This window comes from Nocardioides sp. NBC_00163 (assembly GCF_045206295.1).
GTDB lineage: Bacteria > Actinomycetota > Actinomycetes > Propionibacteriales > Nocardioidaceae > Nocardioides.
Genome location: NZ_CP108155.1, coordinates 3,913,327 through 3,927,538 on the forward strand (window position 1 = coordinate 3,913,327; position 14,212 = coordinate 3,927,538).

Consider the following 14,212-nt stretch of genomic DNA (forward strand, 5'->3'; position numbering starts at 1 on the left):
TTTGTTCATGAGCCAGACTGTGACCGTCGTCGCCACAGCGGAGGGGAACGGCCCCCAGGCCAGGCGCCGTCGTTTCGCGATTGATACTTTCGGCTTTGAGATTTGTTGGCATGTCATCGTGGGGGTCGGCGCCGTTCCGAAGGTCTCGCGGGGATTGGTGTGAAGGCACTCAGCCTGTTCTCGAATTGTGGGGCAGGAGATGTCGGGTACAAGAGAGCCGGCTTTGAGTTCAAGGTGATGGCAGAACTCAATCCGAATCGACTTTCCGTGGCGTTGGCAAACCATCCCACAGCGCTGGGAGTGCCGGGCGACCTCCGGGAGACGTGGAGGACAGTCGTCGGTAAATGGAAGGACGCCGAGGGCGACCAGCGGCCGGATCTGCTCGCGGCATGTCCACCCTGTCAAGGGATGAGCACCGCACGTGGCGGTTTGGGACGGCATGACGATGCGACGGGTGGAGGGCGTGATCCTCGGAACCTTCTGGTGGTTGTGATCAAGGCCGTAGCCGAGGCACTTAAGCCTCGCGCGATTGTGGTCGAGAACGTCCCGGCATTTCTTACGCGGGCGGTTCCTGATCCGGCCACAGGTCGGCCGATCAGTGCCGCGCTCCTTCTCGTTGAGGCGTTGTCTGACGACTACGAGATCTTTTCGATGGTTGCCGATCTTGCTGACTGGGGCGTGCCGCAGACGCGCAAGAGGTCCTTCCTAACCCTGATCCGAAAGGATGAACGAGGACTCGACTGCCATGAAGGAGTCACCCCGTTTCCCCGACCTACTCATGCCGCAGACTGGAACGGAAAGCAGGTCACGATCACCGAGTCGCTCCGGGACCTGGCCGCTGCGCCTCTTGACGCGGCCGATGCGCGCAAGGCAGTAGATCCGGGCAATTCGATGCACTTCGTGCCTGTTTGGGACGACCGCCAGTATCGGATGGTCGCCGCGATTCCGCCGAACTCGGGCGATGGCGCCTGGAAGAATCAGCAGTGTTCCATGTGTCATTCGAACACTCCTGACCTTGACGCCGCGACATGCTCTGTATGCGGGGAGCCGCTGCCGCGGCCGGTTGTCTTGGAGAACGGGTCGTGGAGGCTCATCAAGGGCTTTCGCACTAGCAGTTATACCCGCATGAGACCTGATGTGCCCGCATCCACCGTCACCACAGCAAGCGGCCGTGTCGGAAGTGACAAGACGATCCACCCTTGGGAGAACAGGCTCCTGAGTCCATACGAGTGTGCCCACATCCAGACGATTCCGCTGGACTTTAAGTGGGGAGATGCGCTCCAGCGCTGGGGCCACACGAAGTTGAGGGAGATGATTGGTGAGGCTGTGCCGCCGCACTTCACCAAGATGCACGGCGACGCGATTCGTGCCTTTCTCGACGCGGATACGAGCGTTTCGCTACTACCTGCCAGTGACCGACGGGTGTCCAAGGCTAGAGGACAACTTGACAAGGCCAGCCAGATCGGGCGCAGCGCTGGTAGAAGCCTGACCCATGAGTCATGACGCGCGACGGTCACGCTCGTGGCACCCTCACACCGGCCAGATCACCACGATCGCGTGATGGCGCAGCCGCGGCGAGGAACTTTCCATCAGCATCGTCTGCACCGAGGCCGTCAGACTAGCCAAGCGCGTCCGCGTTGTGGACCACGAACTGGCCGATCTCACACGACAGATGAGGCCCCTGCTTGCCACGAGCCCGGCAGTGGGCCTGCTCGACAAACCCGGCATCGGACCAGTCACCGCCGCTATCGCCTTCGCCGCATGGTCGCACTCGGGGCGCGTCAGATCCGAGGCCGCGTTCGCGAGCCTTGCGGGCGTCAATCCGATCCCCGCCTCGTCCGGGAACACCGTGCGTCGCCGGATTAACCGCGGAGGAGATCGACGACTCAACCGCGCCCTTCACACGGCCGTGGTGATCCGCGTGCGCATGGAGCCCGACCCCCGAGCCTATGTCGAGAAACGGACGGCCGAAGGCCACATCCTGCGAGAGATCCGCCGCTTGCTCAAGCGCTACCTCGCCCGCCAGATCTACCGGCAACCCAACGCCGCGACCACTGCTCCAGCAGGCGCTTGACAAGCATAGGAGATTCAACGGTCGACTTGAACACGTCCGCGGATCTGCCCTGCGCTTCCGGAACTTGACCAACTACATCGCCAGGAGCCTGCTCGAGTCGGGCGGGTTCAGGCCACGACTACACCCTCATCTGTGAAGAGCCGGCTGTGCGAGGCATCGCGTTCCTACGGTCAACGCGATTCCGAGCGCGACTTGGGCGGCACGATTGTTCGGCGAGGGCGAATAGGTGAAGCGGGCTTCTGGCAGCGCGGTGGACCGAGCCAAGTTGCAGACGCGGCTGCGCGGACTATGTGAACTCGGCTGGGTGGAGACGTTTTCAGAGTTCTCCACCGCTTGGGTCGTCTGACCGGCAATATATCTCTTGCGACATGGTTCGCCTCCGATGGAAGGGCGATCGTGCAAACATGAGTTGGGGCCGGGACAGGATGTGCAGAGATGTCAGACGCTGAAGTCGTAACCGCGAAGAACGCAGACAGCTCTCAAGATCCGCTCGTGCTGAAGTTCGGCGGGTCGCTGGTAGAACAGCTCGGTGCGCAGCTCTATCCGTCGGTCACTGCGACGGTTGCTGAGCTAATCAGCAACGCATGGGACGCGGATGCGGAGAATGTGTGGGTAACTGTGCCGTTCGAAGAAGACTGGGCAACTGGTGCTGAACTCATCGTGCTCGACGACGGACACGGGATGACGAGGCAACAGGCCCAAGACGCGTACCTCGTGGTGGGCCGTAAGCGGCGCCTGACCTCACTAGGCGATCGATCCGAGGGGGGCAGACTGGTTCATGGCAGAAAGGGTATCGGCAAACTCGCGGCGTTCGGCACCGCTGGCTATCTGGAGTGCACGACGACTAGAGGCGACGCGCCAACTGCATTCGCGATCGACTACGACGCCGTGCGACAGTTGCGGCCCGACGAGGACTACCAAGTTGAGGCAGTACAGCCAACGCCGCTAGTCACTCCCGATGGTGTTGTCTTAGAGCGTGGAACTCGGATTCGCCTCAGCAGTCTGCGCGTCAAGCGGAAGATCTCAGCTAAATCATTTCAGACCTCAATGTCGCGACGCTTCGCCCTCCGTGACATGACTGTCCTGATAAACGGTGAGCCACTCGCCAGGTTTTCCATCGATCTACAGTTCCGTCTGCCGAAGGACCAAGCGCCCGATGGAGTCGAGGTCGATGAAGACGGCTGGGGTATCGAGACCCTGCCAACGGGAGAGACCGTGCGTTGGTGGATTGGATTTACCGAGAAGCCGCTCGCGGAAGGGGACCAGCAGGGAATCAGTGTCTTGGCGAGGAGCAAGATGGCGCAGCGGCCCTTCAAATTCGAGCGGTCTCAAGGGACAACGGCGCAGTTGGGTCTCGAGTATCTAGTCGGTGAAGTCGAGGCAGATTGGCTCGACCAGGGTAACGATATCGAGTTGGATTATATCCAAAGCAATCGGGACCAGCTTCAGCTCGAAGACGCACGGCTTGACGAGTTTATGAACTGGGGCCGGCGCCGTCTCACGTGGGCTCTCAGGGCGCGGCAAGACCTTCGAGCCGAGGCGGCTGTTGCAGAGGCCGAGCAAAATGCCGAACTGGATGAGATGCTTGAAGTCTATACCGCACGCGAGAAACGTGCGATGCTCGGCGTCGCAGGCAAGCTTGCTCGGCTCCCCGAGGTTGATCAGGGTGATGTCAACAACATCATGCGATCGGTGGTGAACAGTCGCAGCGACGTCCAAGTGCGTCAGCTTATGGAGCAGATTGAGGAAGAAGACGAACCAGTACAGGACCGTATGTGGTCACTCGTTGCGCAGTTCGGCCTTATCGATGCACGGCGTCTCATGTCAGTCATTGAGGCACGTATCGCTACAATCGAGAAGCTTCAGAAGGCGCTGGAGGAGGGTGCTAAAGAAGTACCTGAGATCCATAACATCGTCCGCGGTGACGCGTGGCTGCTCGATCCCCGGTGGCACCTCCTCGGCGACGAGATCGACGTGACGACAATGCCAGGGGTGACCTTCAGCCCCGAGACCGAGGCGGAGAGTGGAAATCATCTCGACTATCTCTTCGCTTTGGTGCCAACGGCGCCGGCTAGCGTTGACGAAGTTGTGGTCGTCGAGATCAAGCGCGGCGCTTATTCGAGCGGAGTCCCTCGAAAGGCAGACCTTGACGAGGTCAATAAGTTCCATTCTTACGTGCAGGCGGTTGCCCAGCACTATGCGAAAAACACCGTGCCGCCGACCGTGCGTGGTCTGATGGTCGCTCAGGGATACACCCAGCAGGCCGATTCGATCAGGAAGGGTCTTGAGCAAATTCCGTCGCCGCGCCTGGAGTTCAAGACGTGGGATCGAGTTCTCGATGAGACACATCGCATGCACCTTGGTTGGCTTGAGGTCTCCCGAGGAAGGTCGAACCGTGCCGGGTAGCCAGATAAGTTCAGGACTGTGACTGGGGTTGGTACCGCGCCACGGGCGGCGGAACGCGGTCCCTGTCATGGTGCGGCTCGAAGGTCGGCGGGTCGAGCCGGGCGTGTCGGGGAGCGTGGATCACAAGGCGATGATCGCGGGCTGACATTGGCCAGTCGCTGCTGCTCGGTGGGTGGGCAGCGGGAGATGCGGGCGCTGAGCGAGCATGCGCTGGCGCTCGAGTCTGCGTCGACGATGGAGCAGCCTCTGACGGATCTCACGTCCGATCAGCTGAACCACAAGGCGACCACAGGTTTCGCCAGTCGTTTCAAGCGGAGCTCGCTGAGAGCGCGACCCGAGTTCGAGGCTGCTCTGAGCGACCACATCGAGGCAATGGCGCCGGCCTGATGCCCGAGCCGCTCGACGAAACGGTACGCCGGCGCATGCAGCGTCAGCGGCGCCGCGACACCCCCCTCGAGCTGGAGATACGTAGGCGACTACATGCACGCGGCTATCGGTTTCGAGTCGACTTCCGGCTCGCGCCACCGCTTCGCACGCGGGCCGACGTCTGCTTCACCAAACAGAAGGTCGCGGTCTTCATCGACGGCTGCTTCTGGCATGGCTGTCCGCAGCACGCCACATCTCCGAAGAACAACGCGGAGTGGTGGCGCGAGAAGCTCGACGCAAACATCGCTCGAGATCGGCGCACCGATGCGGCGCTCGGTGAGCTCGGCTGGACCGTCGTCCGAATCTGGGAGCACGAGAGCGCCGACCATGCAGCGGCGAGGGTTGCCGCCTGTTTGAGCAGGCCCAGTCCGGCGTAGCACTCTCAGCCGGCATCCTTGAACGCGTCGAACCTCGCAGCGAGCCTGTCACGGTCGGGGTGGTCGTGGCGCCTGGCCGGCAAGAGGAGGGGCCGGCGATCCATCTCTTGGAGCCCGTGTTTCAGCATCGGGCCGTCGACCTCGGCGAGCACATCCGGATTGATGTGCACGACGTAGTCCGGCGAGATGCCCAGGATCTTCTCGTCGTACGCAGCGTGGTGGATCTTGCACAGCGCCATTCCGTTGGTCACTACGGGAACGCCGTGCTCGAAAGAGTCTTCGGTGATGTGTGCAGCGTCCAACAGCGGGGCCTTCTTGAGAGTGCAGACCGCGCATTGCCGCTCATATGCATCAAGGATCCGGGCGCGGAAAACTGGTTGGTGAAGCCGTTGCCGTGTGGTCCGTTCGGCGTAACGACGTTCTTCCGGACTCAGGACCGCCGGGTCCGTCAGGAACCTGAGACTCTCGTCCAGAGTGAGCAGGAACCGTTGGTTCTCGGGCTCGTCCTTGATCACGTACACGGGCATGATCGGCACGAACTGGCCCTTGTCGACCTTGCGCAACATGATGACCGGAAGCCGTAGCCGCATCGCGTCGCGCAGCTTGGCGTTCGACCCGCCACGTGGGTCCTGGCCCGCGGGCCGCTTCTCGTATGAGTAGCGGTACAGGAAATCATCGTGATCACCGTCGTCGTACTCGCTCTGCGGGTCGCTGATGATGGTCAGGGTCGCGGCATAGGCACTGGGGTTCCAGATGCCCTTGCTCGTGTCGATGATTCGCTCTGTGCCGAAGCCGAAATCGACTCTCGAGAGCCATTCACGTTTCAGGACGGCGGATTGTGCGAACTTCTCTGCTAGAGCCTGCATGAGAGCTTCACGCTTCGTCAGCTCTGAAGGCTCGATATCCACAACGATAGCTTGCCAGAGAAAGGTCCTGAGAGGCCGAGAATCGTTTTGTTCCGCATGCGACGCAGACAGGGTGACTGCCGAACCAGGTGGGTGGGTCCAAGAGAGCGTGAGGTGCCGGGATGAATCGTTGACTTACGCTGACCCCATGACCAGGAGGCCGCGGCGGGCGACGGTGAAGGATGTCGCGGCGCTGGCGGGGGTGTCGCCGAAGACGGTGTCGAACGTGATGAACGGGACGGTGTTCGTACGTCCGGACACGCAGGAGAAGGTGCTGGCGGCGGTCGAGGAGTTGGGGTTCGTACCGAACCTGAGCGCCCGGAGCCTGCGCAACGGCCGGACGGGGGTGATCGCGCTCGCGCTGCCGGATCTGGCGACGGCGTTCTCGGCGGACTTGGTGCACCGGGTGGTGCAGGTGGCGCACGAGCGCGGGATGGCGGTCCAGATTGAGGAGACTGGGGCCGAGCCGAAGCGGGAGTACGAGCTGGTCTCGCGGGCCCGTGAGCACCAGATCGACGGGCTGATCCTCAACCCGATCCGGCTCCAGGACAGCATCGTCGTCCACGACGATCAGCTGCCGCCGGTGGTGCTGATCGGCGAGGTCGAGCAGCACAAGGTCGACCGGGTGCTGATCGACAGCCGGCAAGCCGGGTATGAGGTGACAAAGCACCTGCTCGAGCGCGGCGCGCGACGGGTCGCGGCGCTGGGCGGGAAGACGGGCGCTACCGGTGCGTCGGCGACCAGCATCCAGCGGCTGGAGGGCTATCACCGGGCGCTACGGGAGCACGGAATCGAGCCTGATCTGCGGCTGGAGGTGTACGTCGAGGAGTGGTCGATGGCGGGTGGCGCCGAGGCGGCCGCCGAGCTGCTGGTCCGCGACGCCGGCTTCGACGCGATCGTCGCGTTCACCGACTCGATCGCCCTCGGCGCGATGCACGTGCTCCAGGAGCACGGGATCTCGGTGCCCGGCGACGTACTGATGACCGGGTTCGACGACGTCGAGCACGCTCGGTTCATGCATCCGTCGCTGACCACCATCGCCCTGGACCGGCACGCCTTCGCCGAGGCGGCTGTCGACCTGCTGCTGACCCGGATCGGGGATCGGACAAGCCCTCCTCGCGCAGTGGCGATCCCGCACGAGCTGGTCGTCCGTGCGAGCACGACGCGGTAGCGCGGCCGCGGTGGTCTAGTGCGCGGTCCAGCGGCCGTGCGCGATCCAGACGCCGACGAGGATGCCCAGCAGGTAGCCGATACCTGCGGCGACGAGCATCGTCGTACTCATCGGGAGCGTGGCCTTCGGGACTTCATGCTTCCCATTGGCACTCGTGATCGAGGCGTGGCCGGTCGGGGTCGGAAGGGATCCACCGAATAGGGGAGGCGGGGACTCTTGCCAGCGTCATTACAACGATGTAATAGTTTCGGGCCATGACCCGCGCACGTATCACCATCGACCGTGACTTCACGATCGCCGACGTACCCCGACGTCTCTTCGGGTCGTTCGTCGAGCACATGGGGAGGTGTGTCTACACCGGCATCTACGAGCCCGGCCATCCGACCGCCGACGACCGTGGCTACCGCAAGGACGTGCTCGAGCTCGTCCGGGAGCTGGGCCCGACGGTGGTGCGCTACCCCGGGGGAAACTTCGTCTCCGGCTATCGCTGGGAGGATGGCATCGGCCCGGTCGCGGACCGGCCCCGCCGCATCGACGGCGCCTGGCACACGATCGAGACCAACGAGTTCGGCCTGCACGAGTTCATGGGCTGGGCCCGCGAGGCCGGCGTCGAGGTGATGGAGGCGATCAACCTCGGTACGCGTGGGGTCGAGGAGGCGCGGGCGCTGGTCGAGTACGCGAACCATCCCGGTGGGACGTACTGGTCGGATCTACGGCGGAAGAACGGGGCCGAAGAGCCCTTCGACATCAAGCTGTGGTGCCTGGGCAACGAGCTCGACGGGCCGTGGCAGATCGGCCACAAGACGGCGCACGAGTACGGCCGGCTGGCGCAGGAGACGGCCAAGGCGATGAAGCTCGTCGACGACTCGATCGAGCTGGTCGCGGTCGGCTCCTCGAACCGCTACATGGACACGTTCGGCACCTGGGAGCACACCGTACTGACCCACGCGTACGACGAGATCGACTACATCTCGATGCACGAGTACTACCAGGAGCGCTCCGGGGACGCCGCCTCGTTCCTCGCCGAGGCAGTCGGGATGGACGCGTTCATCGACGGCGTCGTGGCGACGATCGACGCGGTCAAGGCGGCCGGCAAGCACACCAAGCAGGTCGACATCTCCTTCGACGAGTGGAACGTCTGGTACATGGAAGGCCTCGACTCCGAGGACCAGCCGGATCAGGTGAAGAAGGAGTGGCGCGAGCACCCGCGGCTGATCGAGGACGAGTACTCGGTCACCGACGCCGTCGTCGTCGGCACCCTGCTCAACAGCCTGCTGCGCCACGGCGACCGCGTACGCATCGCCAACCAGGCTCAGCTGGTCAACGTGATCGCCCCGATCCGCTCGGAGGAGGGCGGACCGGCCTGGCGGCAGACGATCTTCTGGCCCTTCGCCCGGATGGCCTCGCTCGCCCGCGGGCAGATCATGCGGCTGGCGGTCTCGGCCGACCAGATCTCGACCGAGAAGTTCGGCGACGTCGACGTCATCGACGCGGCCGCGACCTGGTCCGAGGTGGACGGTCGGGTCGCGCTCTTCGTCGCCAACCGGGGCCTCGACGAGGCCTCTGATGTCACCGTCGATCTGCGTGGGCTCGGGGTGGCGCGCGTGGCGAGCGCCGAGGTCCTCACCATCCCCGAGGGTGGCGACCGGCACACGTCCAACGTGGAGGCTGCGCCTGACCGAGTGGGGCTCGTGCCGCTTCGCGACGTCGGTGTCCAGGACGGCGCCGTGCGGCTGAACCTTCCGCCGTTGTCTTGGTCGGTCGTCGAGCTCGAGGTGGCGGTGTCGTGACGGCCCGGGCGTCACTTGATGCCTGGCCCGGGATCACACGGCGTGAGCGGCGTTCCGCCATGCTCTTACTAGACGATGACACTCTGTGAACCGTTCACAAAGTGTCATCGTCTAGTAAAAGGCCCGATTGCCGGGCTACCCGGGTGCGTCGTGGAGGTTTGCCTTGACCCTCAGTGGAAACGGACTCGTTCGGCTGGCGGAGCAGCTCAAGGAGAAGGCGGGCGCCCGGTTCGTGCTCGGGATCGTCGGGCCTCCGGGAGCAGGGAAGTCGACGTTGGCGGAGCGGCTGCGAGACGTACTCAACGAGTCCGGGAACGTTGCGGTCGTCGCGCCGATGGACGGGTTCCACCGGAGCAACGCGGAGCTGGACGCGATGGGGGCGCGCGGGAGAAAGGGCGAGCCGGACACCTTCGACGCCGAGGGGTATGTGGCGGCGTTGCGGCAGGTGCGTGAGGGGCGGGTCGAGTGGCCGACGTTCAGCCGGATCACCGACGAGCCTGTGCCCGGTGGGGTCGTGATCGAGGACGAGCCGATCGTGATCACCGAGGGCAACTATCTGCTGCTGAATGAGGGGCCGTGGAAGGACGTACGCGGGCTGCTGGATGAGGTGTGGTTCGTCGATGTTCCGGACGCCGTCCTCGTGCCCAGGTTGCTCGAGCGGTTCCTCGCCGGCGGGAGGTCGCGGGAGGAGGCGGAGGCGAAGATTGCCGCCAGCGATCTGCGCAACGCCGCGCTGGTGCGGGCGACGCGGGATCGGGCGGATCTGGTGCTGTAGCCGTCAGCCCTCGGAAGTGGCGCAGTCGACGAGGAAGGCCATCAGCTCGGTGGCGTCGTCGGTGGTGACGAGGGTGTCGAGGGCGTGGTCGAGTTCGAGGCGTCGGGCGTTGGGGACGGTGACGGCGTCGAAGCCGTTCGAGATCAGGATGCCGGTCATCATCAGCAGGGCGGTGCGCTTGTTGCCGCCGGCGTAGAACCGGGTCCGGGCGGCGGAGCAGAAGTAGATCAGTGCCTGGAGCCGTGGGTCGCCGATCTCGGCAAGTCGCTCCTGAAGCGTGGCGAAACGGGCTCGGAGCAGCTCGCTGCCATTGCGGCGCAGCGTGCCCTCGCCGCGGAACCTCCCGGCGTCGAGCGTCTCGTGGCGGGCGACGATGCGGTTGAGGCGATCGGACGTCGATTTGTCGATATGGAACCTGCCGTAGCCGATCAGGTCGCGGAGTGCGCCGTACGCCTCGTTCAGCGCCAGCACCTGCAGTTCCTCCGCGGTCGTGTGTCCACCGACGGTGTCGCCGTCGAGGAGCGAGCGGACCTCGGGGAGGGTGAAGCTGTTGCCCTCGAGCCTCGCGGCGTTCCAGATCAGCTCGGGCAGGCTCGCGCGGAACCGACGCCAGGCGCGGTCGGTGTCGCTCGGCAGGATGCGGGCGGTGTCGACCTCGGTCCACCAGACGCCGGTGTCGCGCAGCAGGGCATCGCGGTCCGCGACCTCCCGGTAGGTGTCGTTCGTGGTCGGTTTGCGGGCGGCGTACGTCTCGGGGTCCGGTGCCCAGCGGGGCTGCTTGGTCACCATGTCCGGATCTCCTCGCGGGCGCGGGCCGCGGCGTCTCCGCCGACGGAGATGGCGTCGATGGCGATCTGGATCGGGGCTGCGTAGACGACCCGATCGCGCTCGAACGTGCCGAGGAACAGGTTGGGTTCGGCGGCGGCGATGACCACGGTGGACCGGTGCGGCGCGGACGCCGGACGGAGGGTTCCGCCGGTGAGCAGCGGCCGGATCTCGCTCGGATCCTCGCACCACAGGACCGAGATCCGGGGGACGGCCTCGTCGAAGGACGGGAGGTCCAGGCCGGCCGCGCCGGAGACCGCCCAACGCTGACCGGAGGCGTCGCCGGCGGACGCGAGCCGGCCGATGGTTGCCTCCCCGCTGAGCCGGATCGCGTCGGCGCGGTGGAGTACGCCGGAGGCTCGCGCCGCCTCCTCGATGATCTGAACCGCGTCGCCGTCGGCCCAGGTGTCGAGCCGGCCCGCCCACTCCTCGATCTCGGCGTCCACCTCGGTCGGGTAGTGCTCGTCGAGGATCGCTCGCGCCGCCGCGGCGGCTGCCGGGGACGCCAGCGTCGAGGTGCTCATCGTCAGGTCGAGCCCGCAGGCGGCGGTGATGTTGTGGAGCGTCGCGACCGACGGACTGACCTGGTTGTTGAGGATCCGGTGGACGGTCGACGCGGCCACACCGGCTCGTGCGGCCACCTGGCGCGCGTTGAGCCCCGATCGCTCGATGCACTCGGCGACCAGGCTTCCGACGTCCTGTTCCATATATGCAACCCTAGGTCGACTTGTTGCATATATGGAACAGGCGCGGCGGCGTACCTTCTTCTAAGGTGTGCGCCATGACGCGACCGATCACGCTGCTTGTCGAGGGGGAGTCCGACAAGGCTCTGGTGGAGGCGCTGGCTCCGCGCTACGGGGTGGAGCTCGTCGAGCTCGGGATCGAGGTCGTCTCCATGGGCGGCGCCGGGAACGCGGGGCGGTTCATCCGGGAGACGACAGCGGCGGGACATCGGGTCGGCGGACTCTACGACGAGGCCGAGGAGCACTTCGTCACCAACGCGCTCGGCAGGCAGATCGGGGAGGACCTCTCCGGGCAAGGGTTCTTCGCGTGCCGGCGCGACCTCGAGGACGAGATGATCCGGGCGATCGGGGCTGCGCGGATCGTCGAGATCCTCGAGGCCAACGGCGAGGGCGGAAAATTCCGTACGCTGCAGAACCAGCCCGAGCACCGCGGCGAGGAGGTCGCCGACCAGCTGCACCGCTTCTTCGGCACCGCGTCGGGACGCAAGATCCGCTACGGCGCCATCCTCGGTGAGGCCGTCGAGCTCGAGTCGATCCCGGACCCGCTCGTCGGGCTGCTGACCTGGTGCTGGGGCTGACGCCCAGGCCCTAGGGCTCCATGTCGTCGTGGACGACGACGCGGGAGAGCTCGATGGTGCCGTCGGGGCACTTCCAGAAGTGCAGCCGGCGGGCGCTGGGTGTGTGGATCTGCATCGAGACCCGGTAGCAGACCGCGCCGTCGGGGCGGGACTGCGGCGCGGAGTTCCCTCCGGCAGAGGTACGCAGCTGGTGCAGCTCGCGGCCGGTCGACTGTTCCGCGAGGCCGGTGAGCACCTCCATGACCACGTCGGCGATCTTGTCGACGGCGATGCCCTCGAGTGCGTCGACGCTGTCGAGGAACCGCTCGCCGATCGCGAAGTCCGGCAGCGGGCGGGTCGGCTGCTCGCCGACGGGGATCCGGCGGGCCCAGGAGGCCTCGACCAGATGACGGAAGCCGCGCTCGCGGTCGGCGAAGACGGGTAGGGCGACGTCGGGCGGTGCGGTGCGCTGCTTGGCGCGGCGCAGCTGGGAGCGCATCCGGGCCAGCTCGGCGTCGCGGGTCTCGACCTGTCGGGCCGCGCGGGCGAGGTCCTTGGCGAACTGCACGCGCTCGTTGCGCAGCCCGGAGACCTGATCGCGGAGCTCGGTCAGCTCCGCCTCGAGATGTGCCTTCTCGGCCTTGATCGCGGTGACCTGCAGCGACATCGACTGCACCGCGGCCTTCTTCGCCGGCGCGTGCTCCTTCTCCGGCACGGGCTCGGGCGATGGCGACGGCGCAGGTGCCGGCCGGACCGCGCGGACTGGCTCGCCCTTGCGCCGCGGCATCATCGCGGGACTCGGGATCGCCGGCTTGGCCGGAGCCTCGACCACGGACTCGGCGGGAGGCTCGACCGGCTCGACCGCGTCGACCACCGGAGCGGTCTCCGGCGGTGCAGGCTCGGGATCGACATGCTCGACGACCGCAGGCGGCGGAGCATCCGGGTCGAGCCAGGGCGGGCCACCGGCGTACAGGGCGAGAGCCTCGCGGGCCGTGTCGTGCTCGCGGACCTCGCGCAGCGATAGCCGCCACTTGGGCCCGGCGGCGACGACCCGCGCGAGCACGACCTCACCAGGGGTGAGGAGCGCCGAGAGGTCGTCGTCGGGGTCGCCGGTCACATCCGAGCGGAAGAGCTCGACGGTGACATCGGGATGCAGGCGCAGGTCGGCCGAGCCGGCCAGCACGGAGCGGACCTCGGCGGGGACGACGTCCCCGGCGGCGTACGTCTTCAATGCCTCCTCGGCGGTGGGACGGCTCTCCCGGATGTCGAGCCAGCGTGACTTCTTCTCGAGTACGCCGTCGACGTGCATCCCGGGGGCGAGGACGCGCTCGATCGGCACACCGGCCTGGGCGAGCTGGGGCGGGACCGAGGCCATATCGCCACCAACGAGGTCTACCAGCGCGCGCTCGCTCATGATCGAGAGCACCATGCCGGCGCGCCGCTCGCGGGTGGAGGCGGTGCGGGCGCTGTCGAAGAGGCCGGCCGCCGCGGCCATGTCGAGGGAGTCGTCGATGAGCTGCCCGGTGAGCTTGCGGCCCTCGGACTTGCTCCACGCGAACCGCAGCGGGGCCAGCTTCAGGTCGATGTTCCACGCCAGGCCGACCGGGTAGACCCGCCCGGCACCGCCGTAGACCTGCGTGCCCGGCGTCATCTTGTTGGAGAAGGCCCAGGTGTGGCCGCCGGTCGTGACCAGGTAGAGGTCGGCGAGATCGCCGATCTCGGCCGCGATCCGCTCCACGTCGGCGTAGGGCTCGGTGTGTCCTGAGGCAACCGTCACCACCACGGTCGGCTTCGTGCGGGAGTCGCCGTTGAGCAACGCCGCCAGCGCCTCGGCCTCGGACGTGTTCGTCACGCGTTTGATCGCAGACATGCCCCTCCTTTTACAAAAACGTACAGCGAACGGAAAGCGGACCTACGTCAACGACCCGGCCTTTGACGGAGGATTCGGCTGACGCCGATACCGGGGGCGGGTGTCAATGACGCAGCCGTGTCATATTTGCCTCGCCAACTTGTCTAGAGCCGTGACGCTTTTACGACATTGGCAGGTATCTGCCGCGCTCCAGCGCTCCGAATGACTGCGCCCGTAACAAATCGAGAGAACGCTTTCCCGTGGCAATAATCGATCCGTCCGCATTACCCGGGAAATGTGCACGATCTCTGTTC

The 14,212-nt window shown here is 65.7% G+C and carries 12 protein-coding genes; 8 read left to right on the forward strand and 4 right to left on the reverse strand.

The features are described from left to right. Positions 1 to 159: 159 nt before the first annotated feature. The 4 genes from OG801_RS18815 (at position 160) to OG801_RS18830 (ending at position 5,283) form a co-directional block, all read left to right on the forward strand. Positions 160 to 1,503, forward strand: a complete 1,344-nt coding sequence (locus OG801_RS18815) for a DNA cytosine methyltransferase (protein WP_406030469.1) — start codon at positions 160 to 162, stop codon at positions 1,501 to 1,503. 199 nt (positions 1,504 to 1,702) lie between these two features. Beyond that, the gene (locus OG801_RS18820) at positions 1,703 to 2,074 is read left to right on the forward strand and encodes a transposase (RefSeq protein ID WP_406030471.1); all 372 of its coding nucleotides are present in this window, start codon (positions 1,703 to 1,705) and stop codon (positions 2,072 to 2,074) included. 435 nt (positions 2,075 to 2,509) lie between these two features. Beyond that, entirely contained in the window at positions 2,510 to 4,480 is a 1,971-nt protein-coding gene (locus OG801_RS18825) for an ATP-binding protein (RefSeq protein WP_406030473.1), read from the forward strand. Between the two features lie 386 nt (positions 4,481 to 4,866). Continuing rightward, the gene (locus OG801_RS18830) at positions 4,867 to 5,283 is read left to right on the forward strand and encodes a very short patch repair endonuclease (protein ID WP_406030475.1); all 417 of its coding nucleotides are present in this window, start codon (positions 4,867 to 4,869) and stop codon (positions 5,281 to 5,283) included. A gap of 5 nt (positions 5,284 to 5,288) precedes the next feature. Here the strand turns inward: OG801_RS18830 and OG801_RS18835 are convergent, their stop codons facing one another. Further along, positions 5,289 to 6,191: an HNH endonuclease gene (locus OG801_RS18835; RefSeq protein WP_406030477.1), complete on the reverse strand. Its 903-nt coding sequence runs from the start codon at positions 6,189 to 6,191 to the stop codon at positions 5,289 to 5,291. A gap of 145 nt (positions 6,192 to 6,336) precedes the next feature. Here OG801_RS18835 and OG801_RS18840 point away from each other — a divergent pair, with 145 nt between their 5' ends. The 3 genes from OG801_RS18840 (at position 6,337) to OG801_RS18850 (ending at position 9,924) form a co-directional block, all read left to right on the forward strand. After that, on the forward strand, positions 6,337 to 7,359 hold the full coding sequence (locus OG801_RS18840) for a LacI family DNA-binding transcriptional regulator (RefSeq protein ID WP_406030479.1): 1,023 nt from the start codon (positions 6,337 to 6,339) through the stop codon (positions 7,357 to 7,359). A gap of 254 nt (positions 7,360 to 7,613) precedes the next feature. Next, entirely contained in the window at positions 7,614 to 9,149 is a 1,536-nt protein-coding gene (locus OG801_RS18845; RefSeq protein ID WP_406030481.1) for an alpha-N-arabinofuranosidase, read from the forward strand. A 163-nt stretch (positions 9,150 to 9,312) separates the two neighbouring features. Further along, positions 9,313 to 9,924 carry a nucleoside/nucleotide kinase family protein gene (locus OG801_RS18850; protein ID WP_406030483.1) on the forward strand — a complete coding sequence of 204 codons (612 nt, stop codon included), beginning with the start codon at positions 9,313 to 9,315 and terminating at the stop codon, positions 9,922 to 9,924. A 3-nt stretch (positions 9,925 to 9,927) separates the two neighbouring features. Here OG801_RS18850 and OG801_RS18855 read toward each other — a convergent pair whose 3' ends face one another. Both OG801_RS18855 and OG801_RS18860 read right to left on the reverse strand, forming a co-directional pair. After that, complete coding sequence (locus OG801_RS18855; RefSeq protein ID WP_406030485.1) at positions 9,928 to 10,713, reverse strand: hypothetical protein; 786 nt, start codon at positions 10,711 to 10,713, stop codon at positions 9,928 to 9,930. Further along, the gene (locus OG801_RS18860) at positions 10,707 to 11,456 is read right to left on the reverse strand and encodes a helix-turn-helix domain-containing protein (RefSeq protein WP_406030487.1); all 750 of its coding nucleotides are present in this window, start codon (positions 11,454 to 11,456) and stop codon (positions 10,707 to 10,709) included. Before OG801_RS18860 ends, OG801_RS18855 begins: the two co-directional genes overlap by 7 nt. Positions 11,457 to 11,530: 74 nt before the next feature. Between OG801_RS18860 and OG801_RS18865 the strand changes: the two genes are divergently transcribed. Next, a complete protein-coding gene (locus tag OG801_RS18865) occupies positions 11,531 to 12,070 on the forward strand; it encodes a TOPRIM nucleotidyl transferase/hydrolase domain-containing protein (RefSeq protein WP_406030488.1) in 540 nt (179 codons plus the stop codon). 10 nt (positions 12,071 to 12,080) lie between these two features. Here OG801_RS18865 and OG801_RS18870 read toward each other — a convergent pair whose 3' ends face one another. Next, the gene (locus tag OG801_RS18870) at positions 12,081 to 13,919 is read right to left on the reverse strand and encodes a hypothetical protein (RefSeq protein WP_406030490.1); all 1,839 of its coding nucleotides are present in this window, start codon (positions 13,917 to 13,919) and stop codon (positions 12,081 to 12,083) included. Positions 13,920 to 14,212: the final 293 nt, after the last annotated feature.

What these genes read in the sequence shown, in the direction of transcription:
- OG801_RS18855 (WP_406030485.1), bottom strand. Translation starts at nt 10,713, where the DNA reads ATGGTGACCAAGCAGCCCCGCTGGGCACCGGACCCCGAGACGTACGCC.
- OG801_RS18825 (WP_406030473.1), top strand. Translation starts at nt 2,510, where the DNA reads ATGTCAGACGCTGAAGTCGTAACCGCGAAGAACGCAGACAGCTCTCAA.
- OG801_RS18865 (WP_406030488.1), top strand. Translation starts at nt 11,531, where the DNA reads ATGACGCGACCGATCACGCTGCTTGTCGAGGGGGAGTCCGACAAGGCT.
- OG801_RS18840 (WP_406030479.1), top strand. Translation starts at nt 6,337, where the DNA reads ATGACCAGGAGGCCGCGGCGGGCGACGGTGAAGGATGTCGCGGCGCTG.
- OG801_RS18860 (WP_406030487.1), bottom strand. Translation starts at nt 11,456, where the DNA reads ATGGAACAGGACGTCGGAAGCCTGGTCGCCGAGTGCATCGAGCGATCG.
- OG801_RS18830 (WP_406030475.1), top strand. Translation starts at nt 4,867, where the DNA reads ATGCCCGAGCCGCTCGACGAAACGGTACGCCGGCGCATGCAGCGTCAG.
- OG801_RS18870 (WP_406030490.1), bottom strand. Translation starts at nt 13,919, where the DNA reads ATGTCTGCGATCAAACGCGTGACGAACACGTCCGAGGCCGAGGCGCTG.
- OG801_RS18845 (WP_406030481.1), top strand. Translation starts at nt 7,614, where the DNA reads ATGACCCGCGCACGTATCACCATCGACCGTGACTTCACGATCGCCGAC.